This is a genomic window from Pseudoflavonifractor phocaeensis (assembly GCF_021531815.1).
Classification (GTDB): Bacteria; Bacillota; Clostridia; order Oscillospirales; family Oscillospiraceae; genus Lawsonibacter; species Lawsonibacter phocaeensis_A.
In genome coordinates this window covers 171,738-187,266 of sequence record NZ_JADYUM010000001.1, presented here as the reverse complement: position 1 = coordinate 187,266, position 15,529 = coordinate 171,738, and the positions used below count along the sequence as shown (strand labels likewise).

Annotated in this window: 16 protein-coding genes and 1 other annotated feature; all 16 genes read left to right on the top strand. The window is 59.8% G+C overall.

The window, feature by feature from the left end:
- Positions 1–111 precede the first annotated feature (111 nt).
- The 16 genes from I6E42_RS00835 (at position 112) to I6E42_RS00760 (ending at position 15,512) form a co-directional block, all read left to right on the top strand.
- A complete protein-coding gene (locus I6E42_RS00835) occupies positions 112–294 on the top strand; it encodes a ferredoxin (RefSeq protein ID WP_235369876.1) in 183 nt (60 codons plus the stop codon).
- A gap of 384 nt (positions 295–678) precedes the next feature.
- On the top strand, positions 679–918 hold the full coding sequence (locus I6E42_RS00830) for a ribosomal L7Ae/L30e/S12e/Gadd45 family protein (RefSeq protein ID WP_235369874.1): 240 nt from the start codon (positions 679–681) through the stop codon (positions 916–918).
- An 86-nt stretch (positions 919–1,004) separates the two neighbouring features.
- On the top strand, positions 1,005–1,430 hold the full coding sequence (gene rpsL / locus I6E42_RS00825) for a 30S ribosomal protein S12 (RefSeq protein ID WP_235369872.1): 426 nt from the start codon (positions 1,005–1,007) through the stop codon (positions 1,428–1,430).
- A gap of 189 nt (positions 1,431–1,619) precedes the next feature.
- Positions 1,620–2,090 (top strand): 30S ribosomal protein S7, encoded by a 471-nt coding sequence (rpsG, locus tag I6E42_RS00820; RefSeq protein WP_235369867.1) that lies wholly within the window; start codon positions 1,620–1,622, stop codon positions 2,088–2,090.
- A gap of 18 nt (positions 2,091–2,108) precedes the next feature.
- The gene (fusA, locus tag I6E42_RS00815; RefSeq protein WP_235369866.1) at positions 2,109–4,214 is read left to right on the top strand and encodes an elongation factor G; all 2,106 of its coding nucleotides are present in this window, start codon (positions 2,109–2,111) and stop codon (positions 4,212–4,214) included.
- Between the two features lie 123 nt (positions 4,215–4,337).
- Entirely contained in the window at positions 4,338–5,540 is a 1,203-nt protein-coding gene (gene tuf, locus I6E42_RS00810) for an elongation factor Tu (RefSeq protein ID WP_235369858.1), read from the top strand.
- Positions 5,541–6,074: 534 nt separating this feature from the next.
- Positions 6,075–7,271: a bifunctional phosphopantothenoylcysteine decarboxylase/phosphopantothenate--cysteine ligase CoaBC gene (gene coaBC, locus I6E42_RS00805; protein WP_235369856.1), complete on the top strand. Its 1,197-nt coding sequence runs from the start codon at positions 6,075–6,077 to the stop codon at positions 7,269–7,271.
- Positions 7,272–7,389: 118 nt separating this feature from the next.
- Positions 7,390–7,635: a binding site (T-box leader), on the top strand.
- Positions 7,636–7,753: 118 nt separating this feature from the next.
- A complete protein-coding gene (locus I6E42_RS00800) occupies positions 7,754–8,860 on the top strand; it encodes an ABC transporter substrate-binding protein (protein ID WP_235369847.1) in 1,107 nt (368 codons plus the stop codon).
- Positions 8,861–8,933: 73 nt separating this feature from the next.
- A complete protein-coding gene (locus I6E42_RS00795) occupies positions 8,934–9,872 on the top strand; it encodes an ABC transporter permease (protein ID WP_235369840.1) in 939 nt (312 codons plus the stop codon).
- Complete coding sequence (locus I6E42_RS00790; RefSeq protein ID WP_235369838.1) at positions 9,866–10,669, top strand: ABC transporter ATP-binding protein; 804 nt, start codon at positions 9,866–9,868, stop codon at positions 10,667–10,669. Before I6E42_RS00795 ends, I6E42_RS00790 begins: the two co-directional genes overlap by 7 nt.
- Before the next feature lie 132 nt (positions 10,670–10,801).
- Entirely contained in the window at positions 10,802–11,812 is a 1,011-nt protein-coding gene (locus I6E42_RS00785; RefSeq protein ID WP_235369833.1) for an aldo/keto reductase, read from the top strand.
- Between the two features lie 253 nt (positions 11,813–12,065).
- Positions 12,066–12,248 (top strand): type II toxin-antitoxin system antitoxin, encoded by a 183-nt coding sequence (locus tag I6E42_RS00780; protein ID WP_235369831.1) that lies wholly within the window; start codon positions 12,066–12,068, stop codon positions 12,246–12,248.
- Positions 12,245–12,922 (top strand): ComF family protein, encoded by a 678-nt coding sequence (locus tag I6E42_RS12670; RefSeq protein ID WP_268841824.1) that lies wholly within the window; start codon positions 12,245–12,247, stop codon positions 12,920–12,922. Before I6E42_RS00780 ends, I6E42_RS12670 begins: the two co-directional genes overlap by 4 nt.
- A 132-nt stretch (positions 12,923–13,054) precedes the next feature.
- The gene (gene mreB / locus I6E42_RS00770; RefSeq protein WP_164475071.1) at positions 13,055–14,086 is read left to right on the top strand and encodes a rod shape-determining protein; all 1,032 of its coding nucleotides are present in this window, start codon (positions 13,055–13,057) and stop codon (positions 14,084–14,086) included.
- Between the two features lie 98 nt (positions 14,087–14,184).
- Positions 14,185–14,553: a metal-dependent transcriptional regulator gene (locus I6E42_RS00765; protein WP_235369829.1), complete on the top strand. Its 369-nt coding sequence runs from the start codon at positions 14,185–14,187 to the stop codon at positions 14,551–14,553.
- Between the two features lie 137 nt (positions 14,554–14,690).
- A complete protein-coding gene (locus I6E42_RS00760) occupies positions 14,691–15,512 on the top strand; it encodes a mechanosensitive ion channel family protein (RefSeq protein WP_235369822.1) in 822 nt (273 codons plus the stop codon).
- The last annotated feature ends 17 nt before the right edge of the window (positions 15,513–15,529 follow it).

The following is a 15,529-nucleotide window of genomic DNA, read 5'->3' as shown; positions in this document are numbered from 1 at the left end:
CAGGAGCGTCCGTCAGGGCGCTCCTGTTTTTTGTCGATCTCCCGGGGTGCCGGAATGAAAGAAACAGAATCAGGGCATACTATCCTGACGCTAAGAATAAGGAGGTGTCCCATGAACGCCCATGTCAACGGCAACTGTATCGGCTGCGGCCTGTGCGCCAGCGTCTGTCCCGACGTATTTACCCTGACTGACGAAGGAGTGGCCGCGGCCCGGGACGAGATCGACCCCGGCCAGGAGGAAATGGTCCGGGAGGCGGCGGACGGCTGTCCCGTGGATGCCATCGAGGTGGATTGACCCGGAAAATACCGGAGGCGGCGTATCACAAACCGTCTCCGGTATTTTATTTTTCCGGCTGAATGGAGAGGAAACGAGGCGGTCCTCTTTTGAAAAAGAAGAGAGGGAGGGTCGGCTTCAGTCGAAATGGAGAGGAAGCGGTGGAAAACTTTGTGGATTTCTGAAAGATTTATGCTTGACGGGGGCTTGACAAGCTGGTATAATACCAAATTGCGGTGGTAGGGGCTTTGCGCCCTTTTACCCGATGAAACGCCCTAGAAAACCCGGCTTGTCCTGAGAATCAGGCAGGCGGGAAAGCTGGAGCAGCGACGTGGATGCGCTGGGCCGCAAGCGGTACAGCGACAGATATGGAGCTTGCGAAGGCAGGGGAGAGGAGGGCACCGAATGATCTCTGAACTGAACAGTCCCAATAAGGTGGTCGGTGCCAAGCAGGCGCGGCGCGCCCTGAACGACGGCCGGGCGAAAAAGCTTTTCGTGGCCGGCGACGCCGATCCCCGTGTTACCCAGCCTCTGGCCCAGCTCGCGGTCGACAAGCACGTCGCCGTGGAACTGGTGCCCACCATGAAGGAGTTGGGCTCCGCCTGCGGCATTGCCGTGGGGAGCGCGGTGGCCGCGCTCCTGTAATTTGATTTTAGCAGAATAAGGTTTCCTTATTTTGTTAAAATATATATCATGCCCCACGGGGCAGCTTTCGAGAAAGGAGGAAAATCATGCCTACTTTTAATCAGCTGGTACGCAAGGGCCGTCAGCAGGTGGCCTACAAGTCCACTTCTCCCGCCCTCCAGCACGGCCTGAACACTCTGAAGAACAAGGCCACCGATCTGCCTTCTCCCCAGAAGAGAGGTGTCTGCACCGCCGTTCGTACTTCCACTCCTAAGAAGCCGAACTCCGCTCTGCGTAAGATCGCCCGTGTCCGCCTGACCAACGGTATGGAAGTCACCGCCTATATTCCCGGTGTCGGCCACAACCTGCAGGAGCACTCCGTGGTTATGATCCGCGGCGGCCGTGTCAAGGACCTCCCCGGCGTGCGTTACCACATCATCCGTGGCACTCTGGATACCCAGGGCGTCAACGGCCGTATGCAGGCCCGTTCTAAGTACGGCGCCAAGCGTCCCAAGGCCGGCAAGAAGAAGTAATTTTACCTTGGTGTAAGATCGCTTCCGGACGAAAGTCCAACCTGAATTGCATTGTGCGTTTGCGCAAGGCAAACCGCCTTGCCGAGCGTTTACCTATATTGATATGGGCAGACCTCGGACAGGCATTACACGGAACACACTGTTTCGAGTACCTATGATTTCTATATTTATAAGAAGGAGGGAAGCAAAGTGCCCAGAAGAGGAAATGTACCCAAGCGGGAGGTTCTGCCCGATCCGCTTTACAACTCCGTCCTGGTTACCAAGCTCACCAACAGCATCATGCTGGATGGCAAGAAGGGCGTGGCTCAGAAGGTGGTCTACGGCGCCTTCGACATCATCAAGGAAAAGACCGGCAAGGAGCCCATGGAGGTCTATACCCAGGCTCTTGAGAACATCATGCCCTCCCTGGAGGTCAAGGCCCGCCGTGTGGGCGGTGCCACCTACCAGGTGCCTATCGAGGTCCGGCCTGAGCGCCGTCAGACCCTGGGTCTGCGCTGGCTGACCACTTACGCCCGCGCCCGCGGCGAGAAGACCATGAAGGAGCGTCTGGCCGGCGAGATCATGGACGCCGCCAACAACACCGGTTCCGCCGTGAAGAAGCGCGAGGATACCCACAAGATGGCCGAGTCCAACAAGGCTTTCGCTCACTACCGCTGGTAATCACAAAGGAGAGAAAGTATGCCTAGAAAAGTTTCTCTTGAGAACACTCGCAACATTGGCATCATGGCCCACATCGACGCGGGCAAGACGACCACCACCGAGCGTATTCTCTACTATACCGGCGTCAACTACAAGATCGGCGAGACCCATGAGGGTACCGCCACCATGGACTGGATGGCTCAGGAGCAGGAGCGCGGCATCACCATCACCTCCGCCGCCACCACCTGCTACTGGAAGGGAACCAAGAACCAGTTCCCCCAGACCCGTCTGAACATCATTGACACTCCGGGCCACGTGGACTTCACCGTGGAAGTGGAGCGCTCCCTGCGCGTACTGGACGGCTCTGTCACCGTCATGTGCGCCAAGGGCGGCGTGGAGCCCCAGTCTGAGACTGTGTGGCGCCAGGCGGATAACTACCATGTTCCCCGCATGATCTACGTCAACAAGATGGACATCATGGGTGCCGACTTCTACAACGTGCTGCACATGATCCATGACCGTCTGAAGTGCAACGCCGTGCCCATCCAGCTGCCCATCGGCTCTGAGGATACCTTCAAGGGCATCATCGACCTGGTGGAAATGGACGCCGACATCTACTACGATGAGCTGGGCAAGGACATGCGTGTGGAGCCCATCCCCGAGGACATGGTGGAGCTGGCCCAGGAGTACCGCACCAAGCTGTTGGACGCCTGCGCCGACATCGACGAGGAGATCATGATGCTGGTCCTGGAGGAGCAGGATGTTCCCCAGGATATGATCCGCAAGGCTCTGCGCAAGGGCACCATCGACAACCGTCTGGTCCCTGTCACCTGCGGCACCTCTTACAAGAACAAGGGTGTGCAGAAGCTGCTGGACGCCATCGTGGACTATATGCCCTCTCCCGTTGACATCCCCGCCATCGAGGGTGTCAACCCCGAGACTGACGAGGCCGACGCCCGTCACGCCGATGACAATGCCCCCTTCTCCGGTCTGGCCTTCAAGATCGCCACCGACCCCTTCGTGGGCCGCCTGTCCTTCGTGCGTGTGTACTCCGGTATCCTGAATACCGGCACCACCGTCCTGAACTCCACCAAGAAGCAGAAGGAGCGCATTGGCCGTATCCTGCAGATGCACGCCAATCACCGGGAGGACATCGAGTGCTGCTATGCCGGCGACATCTGCGCCGTCATCGGCCTGAAGAACACCACCACCGGCGACACCCTCTGTGATGAGAAGGCTCCCATCATTCTGGAGTCCATGGAGTTCCCCGAGCCTGTTATCCGCGTGGCCATCGAGCCCAAGACCAAGGCTGGCCAGGAGAAGATGGGCATCGCCCTGATGAAGCTGGCTGAGGAGGACCCCACCTTTAAGACCTACACCGACGAGGAGACTGGTCAGACCATCATCGCCGGCATGGGCGAGCTCCATCTGGAGATCATCGTGGACCGTCTGCTCCGTGAGTACAAGGTGGAGGCCAATGTTGGCGCTCCCCAGGTCGCTTACAAGGAGACTATCAAGAAGTCCGTGGAGCAGGACACCAAGTATGCCCGTCAGTCCGGCGGTAAGGGCCAGTACGGCCATGTCCGCATCACTGTGGAGCCCAACGAGCCCGGCAAGGGCTATGAGTTCCTCAACGAGATCACCGGCGGCGTCATCCCCAAGGAGTATATCCCCGCTGTCGACGCTGGTATCCAGGGTGCCATGCAGGCCGGTGTTCTGGCTGGCTATCCCGTTGTGGATGTGAAGGTCCACCTTACCTTCGGTTCCTACCACGAGGTCGACTCCTCTGAGATGGCCTTTAAGATCGCCGGTTCCATGGCCTTCAAGGAGGCCTGCCGCAAGGCAACTCCCTGTCTGCTGGAGCCCATGATGAAGGTCTCCGTCATCGTCCCTGACGAGTACCTGGGCAATGTCATCGGCGACCTGAACAGCCGCCGTGGTCAGATCCAGGGCCAGGAGAGCCGTCCCGGCGCTACCCAGATCGATGCTCTGGTGCCTCTGGCCAACATGTTTGGCTATGCCACTGACCTGCGTTCTTCCACTCAGGGCCGCGGCCAGTATTCCATGGAGCCCCACAGCTATGTGGAGATCCCCAAGAGCATCGCGGACAAGATCATCGCCGAGCGTGGCCGCAATCAGGACTAATTCTGAAGCGGTTTGCTGGAAAATGGGGTTGCATTTGCTGTCAGAATAGGATAAAATATCTCCGATACGATGTAACCCCCGCATAGTATTTTGATTTGAATTGTAAATAAGGAGGAAATTCCAATGGCTAAGGCAAAATTTGAGCGCACCAAGCCCCATGTCAACATCGGCACCATCGGTCACGTCGACCACGGCAAGACCACCCTGACCGCCGCCATCACCAAGTATCTGGCTCTGAAGGGCCAGGCCCAGTACGAGGACTACTCCAGCATCGACAAGGCTCCCGAGGAGCGCGAGCGTGGTATCACCATCAACACCGCTCACGTCGAGTATGAGACCGACGCCCGTCACTATGCCCACGTCGACTGCCCGGGCCACGCTGACTATATCAAGAACATGATCACCGGCGCTGCTCAGATGGACGGCGCTATCCTGGTTATCGCCGCCACCGACGGCCCCATGGCTCAGACCAAGGAGCACATCCTGCTGGCCCGCCAGGTGGGCGTGCCCGCCATGGTCGTCTTCCTGAACAAGTGCGACCAGGTCGACGATGAGGAGCTGCTGGAGCTGGTCGAGATGGAGGTCCGTGAGACCCTGTCTTCCTACGAGTTCCCCGGCGACGAGATCCCCATCATCAAGGGTTCCGCTCTGAACGCTCTGACCTGCGAGTCCGGCGACGTGAACGATCCCGACTTCGCCTGCATCAAGGAGCTGATGGACGCTGTCGACAGCTATATCCCCACTCCTGCCCGTAACGACGAGCTGCCCTTCCTGATGCCCGTTGAGGACGTGTTCACCATCTCCGGCCGTGGTACCGTTGCTACCGGCCGTGTGGAGCGTGGCCAGATCAAGACTGGCGAGACCGTGGAGATCGTTGGCCTGTCCGACGAGAAGAAGTCCACCGTCGTTACCGGTCTGGAGATGTTCCGCAAGACCCTGGACTTCGCCGAGGCTGGCGACAATATCGGCGCCCTGCTGCGTGGTATTGCCAAGACCGACGTGGAGCGCGGCCAGGTTCTGTGCAAGCCCGGCTCCATTCACCCCCACACCAAGTTCAAGGGCCAGGTTTACGTCCTGACCAAGGAAGAGGGCGGCCGTCACACCCCCTTCTTCAACAACTATCGTCCCCAGTTCTACTTCCGTACCACCGACGTGACCGGCATCATCTCCCTGCCCGAGGGCGTTGAGATGTGCATGCCCGGCGATAACGTCGACATGGACGTGGAGCTGATCACCCCCATCGCCATTGAGAAGGGCCTGCGTTTCGCTATCCGTGAGGGTGGCCGCACCGTGGGTTCCGGCGCTGTTATCGAGATCAACGAGTAATTTCGTTTCTTGATTGCTTAAACGGGCTTCTTCGGAAGCCCGTTTTTTATATCCTGTCGCCACGGTGTTTGCAGCACCGCGGGAAAAGCGCTGTTATCGGGATCAACGGGTAATTTCGTTTCTTGACGCTCAATCGGCCTTCTTTGGAAGCCCGGTTTTTTGACTATACTTTCTGCTGCCGCAGGGAACTTTTTCTCCCGCCTCTTTACAGGGACGGGGGAAATTTATATAATAATGTTTACTGAATAAACCGCAAAGCGGTTTATTCGCGCGGCAAGCGCCGCGCAATTTCGCAAAAGCAGCTAATTTTAGCTGTTTTGTGAAATTTAGACATTGTTACAATGCGTATTTCCGCTGGAACGCTGAGGCGCTCCAGCGGAAGGTGCAAGGATTTTGGACAATTTTGCCGAAATCCTTGCACTTGAACAAAGCCAATTGGCCTTGAAAGACTTGGCTTTCAAGGCTTGCGGCTTTGTTCAGTACGCATTATAATAGACACAATACTGGGGTGTTGTGCCTCAAGGAGGTATCATCGTGCTCAAGGGAAAAACGATTCTGCTGGGTGTTACAGGCGGCATTGCCGCTTATAAGGCAGCTTATCTGACGTCGGCGTTGGTCAAGCTCCATGCTAGTGTGGAGGTCATCATGACGGAACACGCCACGCAATTTATTACGCCGCTTACGTTTGAACAGCTGACAGGAAACCGGTGTATGGTGGATACCTTTGACCGGAATTTTTCCCACCAGGTGGAGCATATCGCGCTGGCTGATCGGACTGACCTGGTCATGATCGCCCCAGCCACCGCCAATGTGTGCGCCAAACTGGCCCACGGCTTGGCTGACGACATGCTGACCACCACGGTGTTGGCCTGCCGCTGTCCCAAATTGATCGCGCCCGCCATGAATACCAACATGTATGAGAATCCGGTGACCCAGGATAATCTGGACATTCTGGCCCGCTACGGCTGGGAGGTCATTGCCCCTGCCTCCGGCCGGCTGGCCTGCGGCGCGGTGGGACCGGGCAAGCTGCCGGAGCCTGATCTGCTGCTCCAGCATATTCTCCGGGCTGTGGCTCTTCCCCACGACTTGACGGGGAAAAAGGTGCTGGTGACAGCGGGGCCCACCCAGGAATCCCTGGACCCGGTGCGTTACCTGACAAACCACTCCACCGGAAAGATGGGCTACGCCATCGCCAAAATGGCCATGCTTCGGGGCGCGGAGGTGACGCTGATCTCCGGTCCTACCGCGCTGGAAAAGCCGCCCTTCGTGGAAGTGGTGGACGTGCGTTCCGCCCAGGATATGTTTGAGGCGGTGGCGGCCCGGTGTGAGCAGTCGGACCTGATCTTCAAAGCCGCAGCAGTGGCCGACTACACCCCGGCCGGTTACAGCGACGATAAGATCAAGAAGAAGGACAGCGACATGTCCATCCCCCTGAAGCGGACCCAGGATATTCTGAAATACCTGGGAGAACACCGGCGGGAGGGCCAGGTCATCTGCGGTTTCTCCATGGAGACCCGGGACATGGTGGAAAACAGCCGCGCCAAGCTGGCCAAGAAGAAGGTGGACATGATCTGCGCCAACAATCTGAAAGTGGCGGGCGCGGGCTTCGGCGTGGACACCAATGTCCTTACGGTGATCACCGCCGGGGGCGTGGAGGAGCTGCCCCTCATGTCCAAGGAGAAGGCTGCTGGCCGTATCCTGGACCGGGCGGCCGGGATGCTCGGGAAATAAATCTGTTGAGACCGCGGCTGGGCCGCGGTCTCAATTCTTTATCAAGCTAAAATTTTTTCGGGAAAGCCCTTGACAAAGCAGCGGCAGGCGGCTATAATGACCCCAACAACAAAATCTGTTGAAACCTATGAGGGAGATTAGTAACCGGCGCGGCGAACCTGCAGAGAGTCCTGGGTGGTGAGATCAGGACGGGGAGCGGTCGTGTGAATGGACTTCCGAGGGCGGCTTGAACGGCGTTCGCCAAGTAGATGCCGACGGGGACCCACCCGTTATCCACCGGGCACGCGTGATGGCGCGTGAAGCGAGCGGACGTTTTTAACGTCAATTTGGGTGGTATCGCAGGAGTATGGCTCTTGTCCCATGTGGGATAAGGGGCCATTTTTTATTCCTCAAGGATGGTTCCGACCATGCTCCAACAAATCCGGGTCAACGGCAAGACCCCTCATCTGCCGCCTAAATACAAAATTTTGGAGGAAAAAACCATGAAGAAGCACAACCTGATCAAGAAAGTTCTCTCTGCCGCCCTGTCTCTGTCTTTGGCCCTGTCTCTGGCTGCCTGTTCCAGCGGCAGCAACTCCGGCGCCTCCAAGTCCAGCGCTGCCGCCTCCTCCGGGTCTGCCGCCAGCGCCTCCGCGGAGGATACCAAAGAGTACAAAGTGGGTATCGTCAAGTTTATGGACCACGCCTCTCTGGACCAGATCGAGAAGAAGATCCAGGAGCAGCTGGACGCCAAGAGCGCCGAGCTGGGTGTGAACTTCGATTATGCCGATTATACCTATAACGGCCAGGGCGACAGCACCACCCTGAGCCAGATCGCCGCCCAGCTGGTAGCGGACCAGGTGGACGTGGTGGTCCCCATCGCCACTCCCGCCGCCCAGGTGATGCAGTCCGTGGTCACTGACGAGGGCATCCCCATCATCTTCGCCGCTGTCTCCGATCCTGTCACCGCCAAGCTGGTGGACTCCCTGGAAGTGCCCGGCGGCAGCATCACCGGCGTCAGCGACGCGCTGAACACCAACATGATCATGGATATGATGGTGGCTGTGAAGCCTGACATCCAGAAGGTGGGCCTGCTGTACTCCAAGTCCGAAGACTCCTCCAAGAAGCCCATTGAAGAGGCCAAGGCCTACCTGGACGCCCACAATATCTCCTATGTGGAGAAGACCGGCACCAATACCGACGAGGTCAATTCCGCGGTGGACGCCCTGATCGGCGAGAAGGTGGAGGCTGTCTTCACTCCCACCGACAACACGGTGATGAGCGCGGAACTGTCCATCTTTGAGAAGCTGAACGACGCCAAGATCCCCCACTACACCGGAGCCAATTCCTTCGCTTTGAACGGCGCCTTCTTCGGCTACGGCGTGGACTATGATGACCTGGGCGCTGAGACCGCCAATATGGTGGTGGACCTGCTGGTCAACGGGGCGGATCCCGCCACCACCCCCGTGGTGATCCTGGCCCATGAGGCTGCCACCATCAACACGGAGACCTGCGAGGCCATCGGCCTGAATCTGGACGACATCAAGGCCGCTTTTGGTACTCTGGGCATCGGTGTGGTGGAGATCGCCACCGCCAAGAGCTTCAGCTAAACCAACAAAAACCGGGACCGGGACGCCGCTGCAGCGCGGCGTCCCGCCGTCTCGTCTTTAAGGAGGAACCCCCATGGCGTCCATTTTGTCCCTGACCACCCTCCAGACCGCCCTGGAAGTGGGGGCCATCTATTCCCTGGTGGCCCTGGCGCTGTTTATCAGCTTTTCCATCCTGAATATCGCGGATCTGTCCACGGACGGCTGTTATACCCTGGGCTTTGCCGTGGGGGCCACCGTCACTTTGGCAGGCCACCCCTTTCTGGCGCTGCCTGCGGCCATGCTGGCGGGCGTGTGCTCCGGATTTGTCACCGCTATGCTCCAGACCAAGCTGGGGGTGGAGAGTATTCTGGCCGGCATCATCGTCAACACCGGCCTGTACACCGTCAACCTAGCGGTAATGGGCTGGTCCTCCAACCTGTCCATCTATGGCAGCGACAGCCTGTTTTCCCTGGCCAAGGGTCTGAGCGGCGCGGGCTGGTGGGTCAAGTGGCATGAACTCATCGTGCTGGCCGGGATCCTGCTGGTGATCTGCCTGCTGGTGGTCTTCTTCTTCGGGACCCGCTTGGGCCTGTCCATCCGGGCCACCGGGGACAACGCTGACATGGTGCGGGCTTCCTCCATCAATCCTTCCTTCACCATCACGGTGGGCCTGTGTCTGTCCAACTCCCTGACCGCTCTGGGCGGGTGCCTGTACGGCCTGCTGAACAAGAGCTGCGACATCAACCTGGGCACCGGCATGGTGACGGTGGCACTGGCCAGCCTGGTCATCGGGGAGAGCCTGATGGGCCGGGGCTCCATCCCCCGCCGGGTGCTGGGTGTGGTGCTGGGGGCCTGCCTGTACCGGATCATTATCGCCGTGGCCATCGGCGCAGACGTGCCCACCGAGTGCTTCAAGCTGGTGTCCGCCCTGATCGTGGCGGTGGCCATCGCCACCCCCCAGGGCCGGAAGCTGATCGCCCTCCAGCGTCAGAAGCTGGCGGCCAGAAAGGCGGGAGGTGCTCAGAAATGCTGACGCTGAACCACATTTCCAAAACCTTTAATCCCGGCACAGTCAATGAGAAAAAGGCCCTGGAGGACGTCTCCCTCCATCTGGCGCCGGGGGATTTTGTCACCATCGTGGGCTCCAACGGGGCTGGCAAGTCCACCCTGTTCAACGCCATCTCGGGGGCGTTCTATGTGGATCAGGGCTCCGTGGAGTTGGCGGGGGAGGACGTCACCTTCAAGCCGGAGTACAAGCGCAGCCGGGAGATGGGCCGCCTGTTCCAGGACCCCATGCGGGGTACCGCGCCCCACATGACCATTGAGGAGAACCTGGCCCTGGCTTATCTGCGCACCGCCAAAAATCAGAACGCCTTCTTCAGCCGCACCACCAAGGCGGAGCGGCAGCTGTTCCGGGACCGGCTGGCCCTGCTGGACATGGGGTTGGAGGACCGGATGAAGCAGCCGGTGGGTCTTCTCTCCGGCGGGCAGCGGCAGGCCCTGACCCTGCTCATGGCCACCCTGGTGGCGCCTAAGATCCTGATGCTGGATGAGCACACCGCCGCCCTGGACCCCGGCACAGCGGACAAGGTGCTGGCCCTGACCCGGCAGATCGTGGAGCGGGACCACATCACCACCCTGATGGTGACCCACAATATGAATCAGGCCCTGGAACTGGGCAACCGGACCCTGATGATGGACAGCGGCCATATCGTGCTGGACGTCAGCGGGGAGGAGAGGGCCGGCATGACGGTGGGCGACCTGCTGGAGCGCTTCCGGGCCGGTGCGGGCAAGGAACTGGACAACGACCGGATTCTCCTGTCTGAATAAGGAATGGAATTTCTCGGACCGCCGCGTGTTCACGCGGCGGTCCGTTTGATAAGATTTCCGCACCTACTTGACTTTCGCTGCCCCAGGCATTTTAATAAGAGAAGAAAGAAATGGATGAGGGAGGAGAGCGGTATGGCACAAGTCCGATTGGGAAATACCGGACTTCTGGTGGAGCAAAACGGCTTTGGCTGTCTGCCCATCCAGCGGATTTCCCGGGAGGAGGCCGTCCGCCTGCTGCGGGGAGCGGTAGACGGCGGAATGAACTATTTTGACAGCGGTCGGGCCTACAGCGACAGCGAGGAGAAAATGGGCTGCGCGTTCGCGGGCATCCGGGACAAGGTGGTCATTGCCACCAAAAGTCAGGCTAAGACCGGCGTGGAGCTGAAGCGGGACATTGAGGCCAGCCTGCGGGCGCTGGGTACCGATTACATCGACGTGTACCAGTTCCACAATCCCCCCTTCTGCCCCAAGCCGGGCGGCGAGGACGGCCTGTACGATGCCGCCGTGGAGGCCCGCGCCCAGGGAAAGATCCGGGAGATCGGCATCAGCAACCACCGTCTGGCGGTGGCCCAGGAGGCTGTGGACTCCGGGCTGTATGCCCTGCTCCAATTTCCCTTCAGCTACCTGTCCGGGGTCCAGGAGGAGATGCTGCTGGATGACTGTGTCAGGGCGGGGATGGGCTTTGTGGCCATGAAAGGACTGGCCGGGGGGCTAATCCGAAACGGCTTTGCCGCCGCGGCCTTTATGGCCCAGCGGCCCCAAGTGGTCCCCATCTGGGGCATCCAGCACCAGTGGGAGCTGGACCAGTTCTTGGCCTGCATCAAGGAGCCGCCCGCCATGACAGAGGAGTACCGCGCGGTCATCCGCCGGGACCGGAAGGAGCTGGCGGGGGACTTCTGCCGGGGCTGCGGCTACTGCATGCCCTGCCCCGAGGGCATCCAGATCAGCGCCTGCGCCCGCATGTCTTTGATGCTGCGCCGGGCGCCCGCCCGGGATTGGCTGACGCCAAAGTGGCGGGCCGAGATGGAGCGGACCCGGAACTGCCGCCACTGCGGACGGTGCCAGTCGCGGTGCCCCTATGGCCTGGACATTCCCCGGCTGCTGGAGGAAAACTATCGGGATTACCAGACCTTTCTGGACTGAGTCCTCCGCCGGAGGACCGCGGAGGGGGCGGATGTGCCGTGTGCGGGCTTTTGTTGAGCCTCGGGGCCGGATTCGGGATGCCCATATAGCGATGATGTTTATTATATGTATATATAATGTAGGGCAAGGGCTCTGCCCTTGCCTTGTTTTCACAAAATAAAAGCATGCAAAAGCATGCAAATTAAAATAAAAGTGTGCATATTATATACCATATTCCTGACCGTACTGTTGTACGCGGAACGGAGTATGTAGTATGCAGAAAAAAGAAATCAAGAATATTGGGCTGCGGGTCAGTCCGGAGATTCACAAGAAGCTCCAGTATATCGCACGGTACGAAGGACGAACGATCAACGGGCAGGCGTATTATCTTATCCTGTCATGTATCCGCGACTTTGAAAAAGAGCACGGTCCCATCACCGAGGACGATCTGAAATGAACCTGTGGACGGGGGCCAAGGAGCTGCTGTTTCCCATCAAGTGTCCCTTCTGTCAAAAGATCCTGGACAGGCCGGAAGACCTGGTGTGCCCTGACTGCCAGAACAAGCTGCCCTGGCTGGCGGGAAAGGCGGCGGAGCGGAAGGTGGATTTTGCTGACGGCTGTTTCTCACCCCTGGCCTACCGGGACCGGGTGCCTGAGGCGGTCCGCCGCTATAAGTTCGCCCGGGTAAAAGCCTACGGTAGGCCCTTCGGCCTGCTGGCGGCTCAGTGCGTCCGGGACCACCTGCCCCAGCGTCCCGACGTCGTGACCTGGGTCCCCCTGAGCCGCCGTCGTTTACGGGAGCGGGGGTTCGACCAGGCGGAACTGATGGCCCGGGCGGCGGGGGAGGCGCTGGACCTCCCCGCGGCCCCCATGCTGGAGAAGGTGCGCCACACCGGGGCGCAGTCGGACCTGGAGGATGAGCGGGAGCGCCGCGCCAACGTCCGGGGCGCTTACACCCTGCTGCCCGGTGCGGAACCGGCGGGGAAGCGGCTGCTCCTGGTGGACGATGTGGTCACAACAGGCTCCACCCTGGGGGAGTGCGCCCGGGCCCTTCTGCTGGGCGGGGCGGACCGGATCTGGTGCCTGACGCTGGCCCAGGCACGGGGGACCGGGGAGGACCGGAAAAATTAAGGAAAAAACGGTTGAAAAGCGGGACAAGAGCGTCTATAATATTACATAACGTAAAATAGGCGTTTTGAAACCGGTTATACTAACCGTGCGTTTTCGATTCTACAAATCCAGATGTAAGGTGGAGCGAGTCATATGAGTTTGTTCAGCAAAGATATCGGTATCGATCTGGGTACCGCTTCTGTTTTGGTATATATCAAGGGCAAGGGCGTGGTGCTCCGGGAGCCCTCCGTGGTGGCCATGGACAAGAACACCGGCAAGCTGCTGAAGGTGGGCACCGAGGCCGAGGCCATGCTGGGCCGTACCCCCGGCAACATCGTGGCCATGCGCCCCCTCCGGGACGGCGTCATCTCCGACTACGACATGACCGAGCGGATGCTCAAGGAGTTTATCAAGAAGGTCACCACCTTCTCCCTGTTCAAGCCCCGTCTGCTGATCTGTGTCCCCTCCGGCATCACTGAGGTGGAGGAGCGCGCCGTGGTGGACGCCGGCATCCAGGCGGGCGCCCGCCGGGCTTACCTGATCGAGGAGCCTGTGGCCGCCGCCATCGGCGCCGGCATCGACATCACCAAGCCCGATGGACATATGGTGGTGGACATCGGCGGCGGCACCGCCGACATCGCCGTCATCTCCCTGGGCGGCGTAGTGGAGTCCGCCTCCATCAAGACCGCCGGCGACAAGTTCGACGAGGCGGTGGTCAAGTATATTCGCCGCAAGCACAACGTTCTCATTGGCGACCGCACCGCCGAGGAGCTGAAAAAGACCATCGGCTGTGTCTTCCCCCGCCCCGAGGAAGTCACCATGGAGATTAAGGGCCGCTGCCTGATGACCGGCCTGCCCCGAGTGTTCTCTGTCTCCTCCAGCGAGATGATAGAGGCCTTTGAGGAGGTTTCCAGCCGCATCCTGGAGGCCATCCATGCCGTTCTGGAGCGCACGCCTCCCGAGCTGGTGGCCGACATCTCCACCAACGGCATCGTCATGACCGGCGGCGGCTCTCTGGTCTGGGGCTTTGACAAGCTGATCGAGTCCCACACCGGCATCGAGACCCATGTGGCCGACGACGCCATCTCCTGCGTGGCCTTCGGCACCGGCAAGAGCCTGGACAGCCTGGACCAGATGCAGGACGGCACCATGAACCTGTCCCGCCGCAAGCAGATGAATTACTGATCCGCGGCGCAGCATCCTACGACAACAGCCGGCCAGCCCCATGGGGCGCTGGCCGGCTGTTTTTTCCATAGAGAGAAACTGGAAAGGGGGCGGAGACTGTGGCTCTGCATCAATCGGGCGAGGATTACCTGGAGGCGATCCTGGTGCTCAAGGAGGAAAAGGGGACCGTCCGGTCCATCGATGTGGCGCAGCACCTGGGCTTTTCCAAGCCCTCCATCAGCCGGGCCGTGTCCATTCTCCGCTCCAGCGGCTATATTACCATGGAGAAGGACGGACGTCTGGAATTGACCCAGGCGGGGGACCAGGTGGCCCGGGAGATCTACGAGCGGCACCGGCTGCTCACCGACTGGCTTGTCCGTCTGGGCGTGCCGCCTGAGACTGCGGCGGAGGACGCCTGTAAGATCGAACACGACATCAGCCCGGAGACCTTCCGCTGTCTCAAGGCACATGCGGAAAAAAGCAACTGAAAAAAGAGTGGAACACCGGGGCGTTTGCTCCGGTGTTCCGGACTTTCACGGCCTCTTGCGCACAGAAAGAGAACCTGATATAATACTCTCCGCTGTGCCCCATGGGGGCAAAATCTGACGAAAAGAGGGTTTTAACGTTGAATGCAGAGGATATTTTAGCCAGCGCCGGAATCCATGTGAATCTGGGCGCACTGACGCTGGGGGGCATCCTCCGGGTGGTCCTGCTGGTGTTGGTGGGTATGATGGTCATCCGGGTCCTGCTGAAGCTGGTAGACCGGATGCTGGACAACTCCAAGTCGCTGTCTTCCCTGAAAGTCTACATCCGCTCCGTGACTAAGGTGGTGCTGTGGTTCCTGCTGGTGCTGATGGTGGCCAGTTCCCTGGGCATCGATACCACCTCCCTGATCGCCATGCTGAGTGTGGCCGGTTTGGCCGTCTCCCTGGCCTTGCAGAACACGCTCTCCAACCTGGCCGGCGGCATCATGCTGCTGGTGGCTAAGCCCTTCCAGGTGGGGGACTATGTGGAGGCCGACGGGGTCAGCGGCACCGTCTCCGCGGTGGACCTGTCCTACACCACCTTTGTCACCGTGGACAACAAGGAGATCTTTGTCCCCAACAGCCAGCTGTCCTCCGCCAAGGTGGTCAACTATACCGCTTTGGGCAGACGCCGGGTGGACTTGAGCTTCACCGCCTCCTATGAGGCATCCACCGCCGCGGTGAAGGGAGCCATTCGGGAGGTGCTGGACACCATTCCCCAGATCATGGCCGATCCCGCCCCGGAGATCTGGCTGACGGAGTATCAGAGCAGCAGCATCCAGTACACCGTCCGGGCCTGGACCACCGCCGCCGACTACTGGGCAGTCTACTTCGCCATCCAGGAGGGCGTTCGGGAGTCCTTCCAGCGCCACGGAGTAGAGATGACTTACGACCATCTGAACGTCCACATTCTGGACAAGTAAGCGATCTGCCGCACCCC

Coding starts and splice junctions, on each gene's coding strand:
- I6E42_RS00780 (WP_235369831.1), top strand. CDS start 12,066: ATGCAGAAAAAAGAAATCAAGAATATTGGGCTGCGGGTCAGTCCGGAG.
- mreB (WP_164475071.1), top strand. CDS start 13,055: ATGAGTTTGTTCAGCAAAGATATCGGTATCGATCTGGGTACCGCTTCT.
- I6E42_RS00785 (WP_235369833.1), top strand. CDS start 10,802: ATGGCACAAGTCCGATTGGGAAATACCGGACTTCTGGTGGAGCAAAAC.
- I6E42_RS00835 (WP_235369876.1), top strand. CDS start 112: ATGAACGCCCATGTCAACGGCAACTGTATCGGCTGCGGCCTGTGCGCC.
- I6E42_RS00790 (WP_235369838.1), top strand. CDS start 9,866: ATGCTGACGCTGAACCACATTTCCAAAACCTTTAATCCCGGCACAGTC.
- rpsL (WP_235369872.1), top strand. CDS start 1,005: ATGCCTACTTTTAATCAGCTGGTACGCAAGGGCCGTCAGCAGGTGGCC.
- fusA (WP_235369866.1), top strand. CDS start 2,109: ATGCCTAGAAAAGTTTCTCTTGAGAACACTCGCAACATTGGCATCATG.
- I6E42_RS12670 (WP_268841824.1), top strand. CDS start 12,245: ATGAACCTGTGGACGGGGGCCAAGGAGCTGCTGTTTCCCATCAAGTGT.
- I6E42_RS00800 (WP_235369847.1), top strand. CDS start 7,754: ATGAAGAAGCACAACCTGATCAAGAAAGTTCTCTCTGCCGCCCTGTCT.
- tuf (WP_235369858.1), top strand. CDS start 4,338: ATGGCTAAGGCAAAATTTGAGCGCACCAAGCCCCATGTCAACATCGGC.
- I6E42_RS00830 (WP_235369874.1), top strand. CDS start 679: ATGATCTCTGAACTGAACAGTCCCAATAAGGTGGTCGGTGCCAAGCAG.
- I6E42_RS00795 (WP_235369840.1), top strand. CDS start 8,934: ATGGCGTCCATTTTGTCCCTGACCACCCTCCAGACCGCCCTGGAAGTG.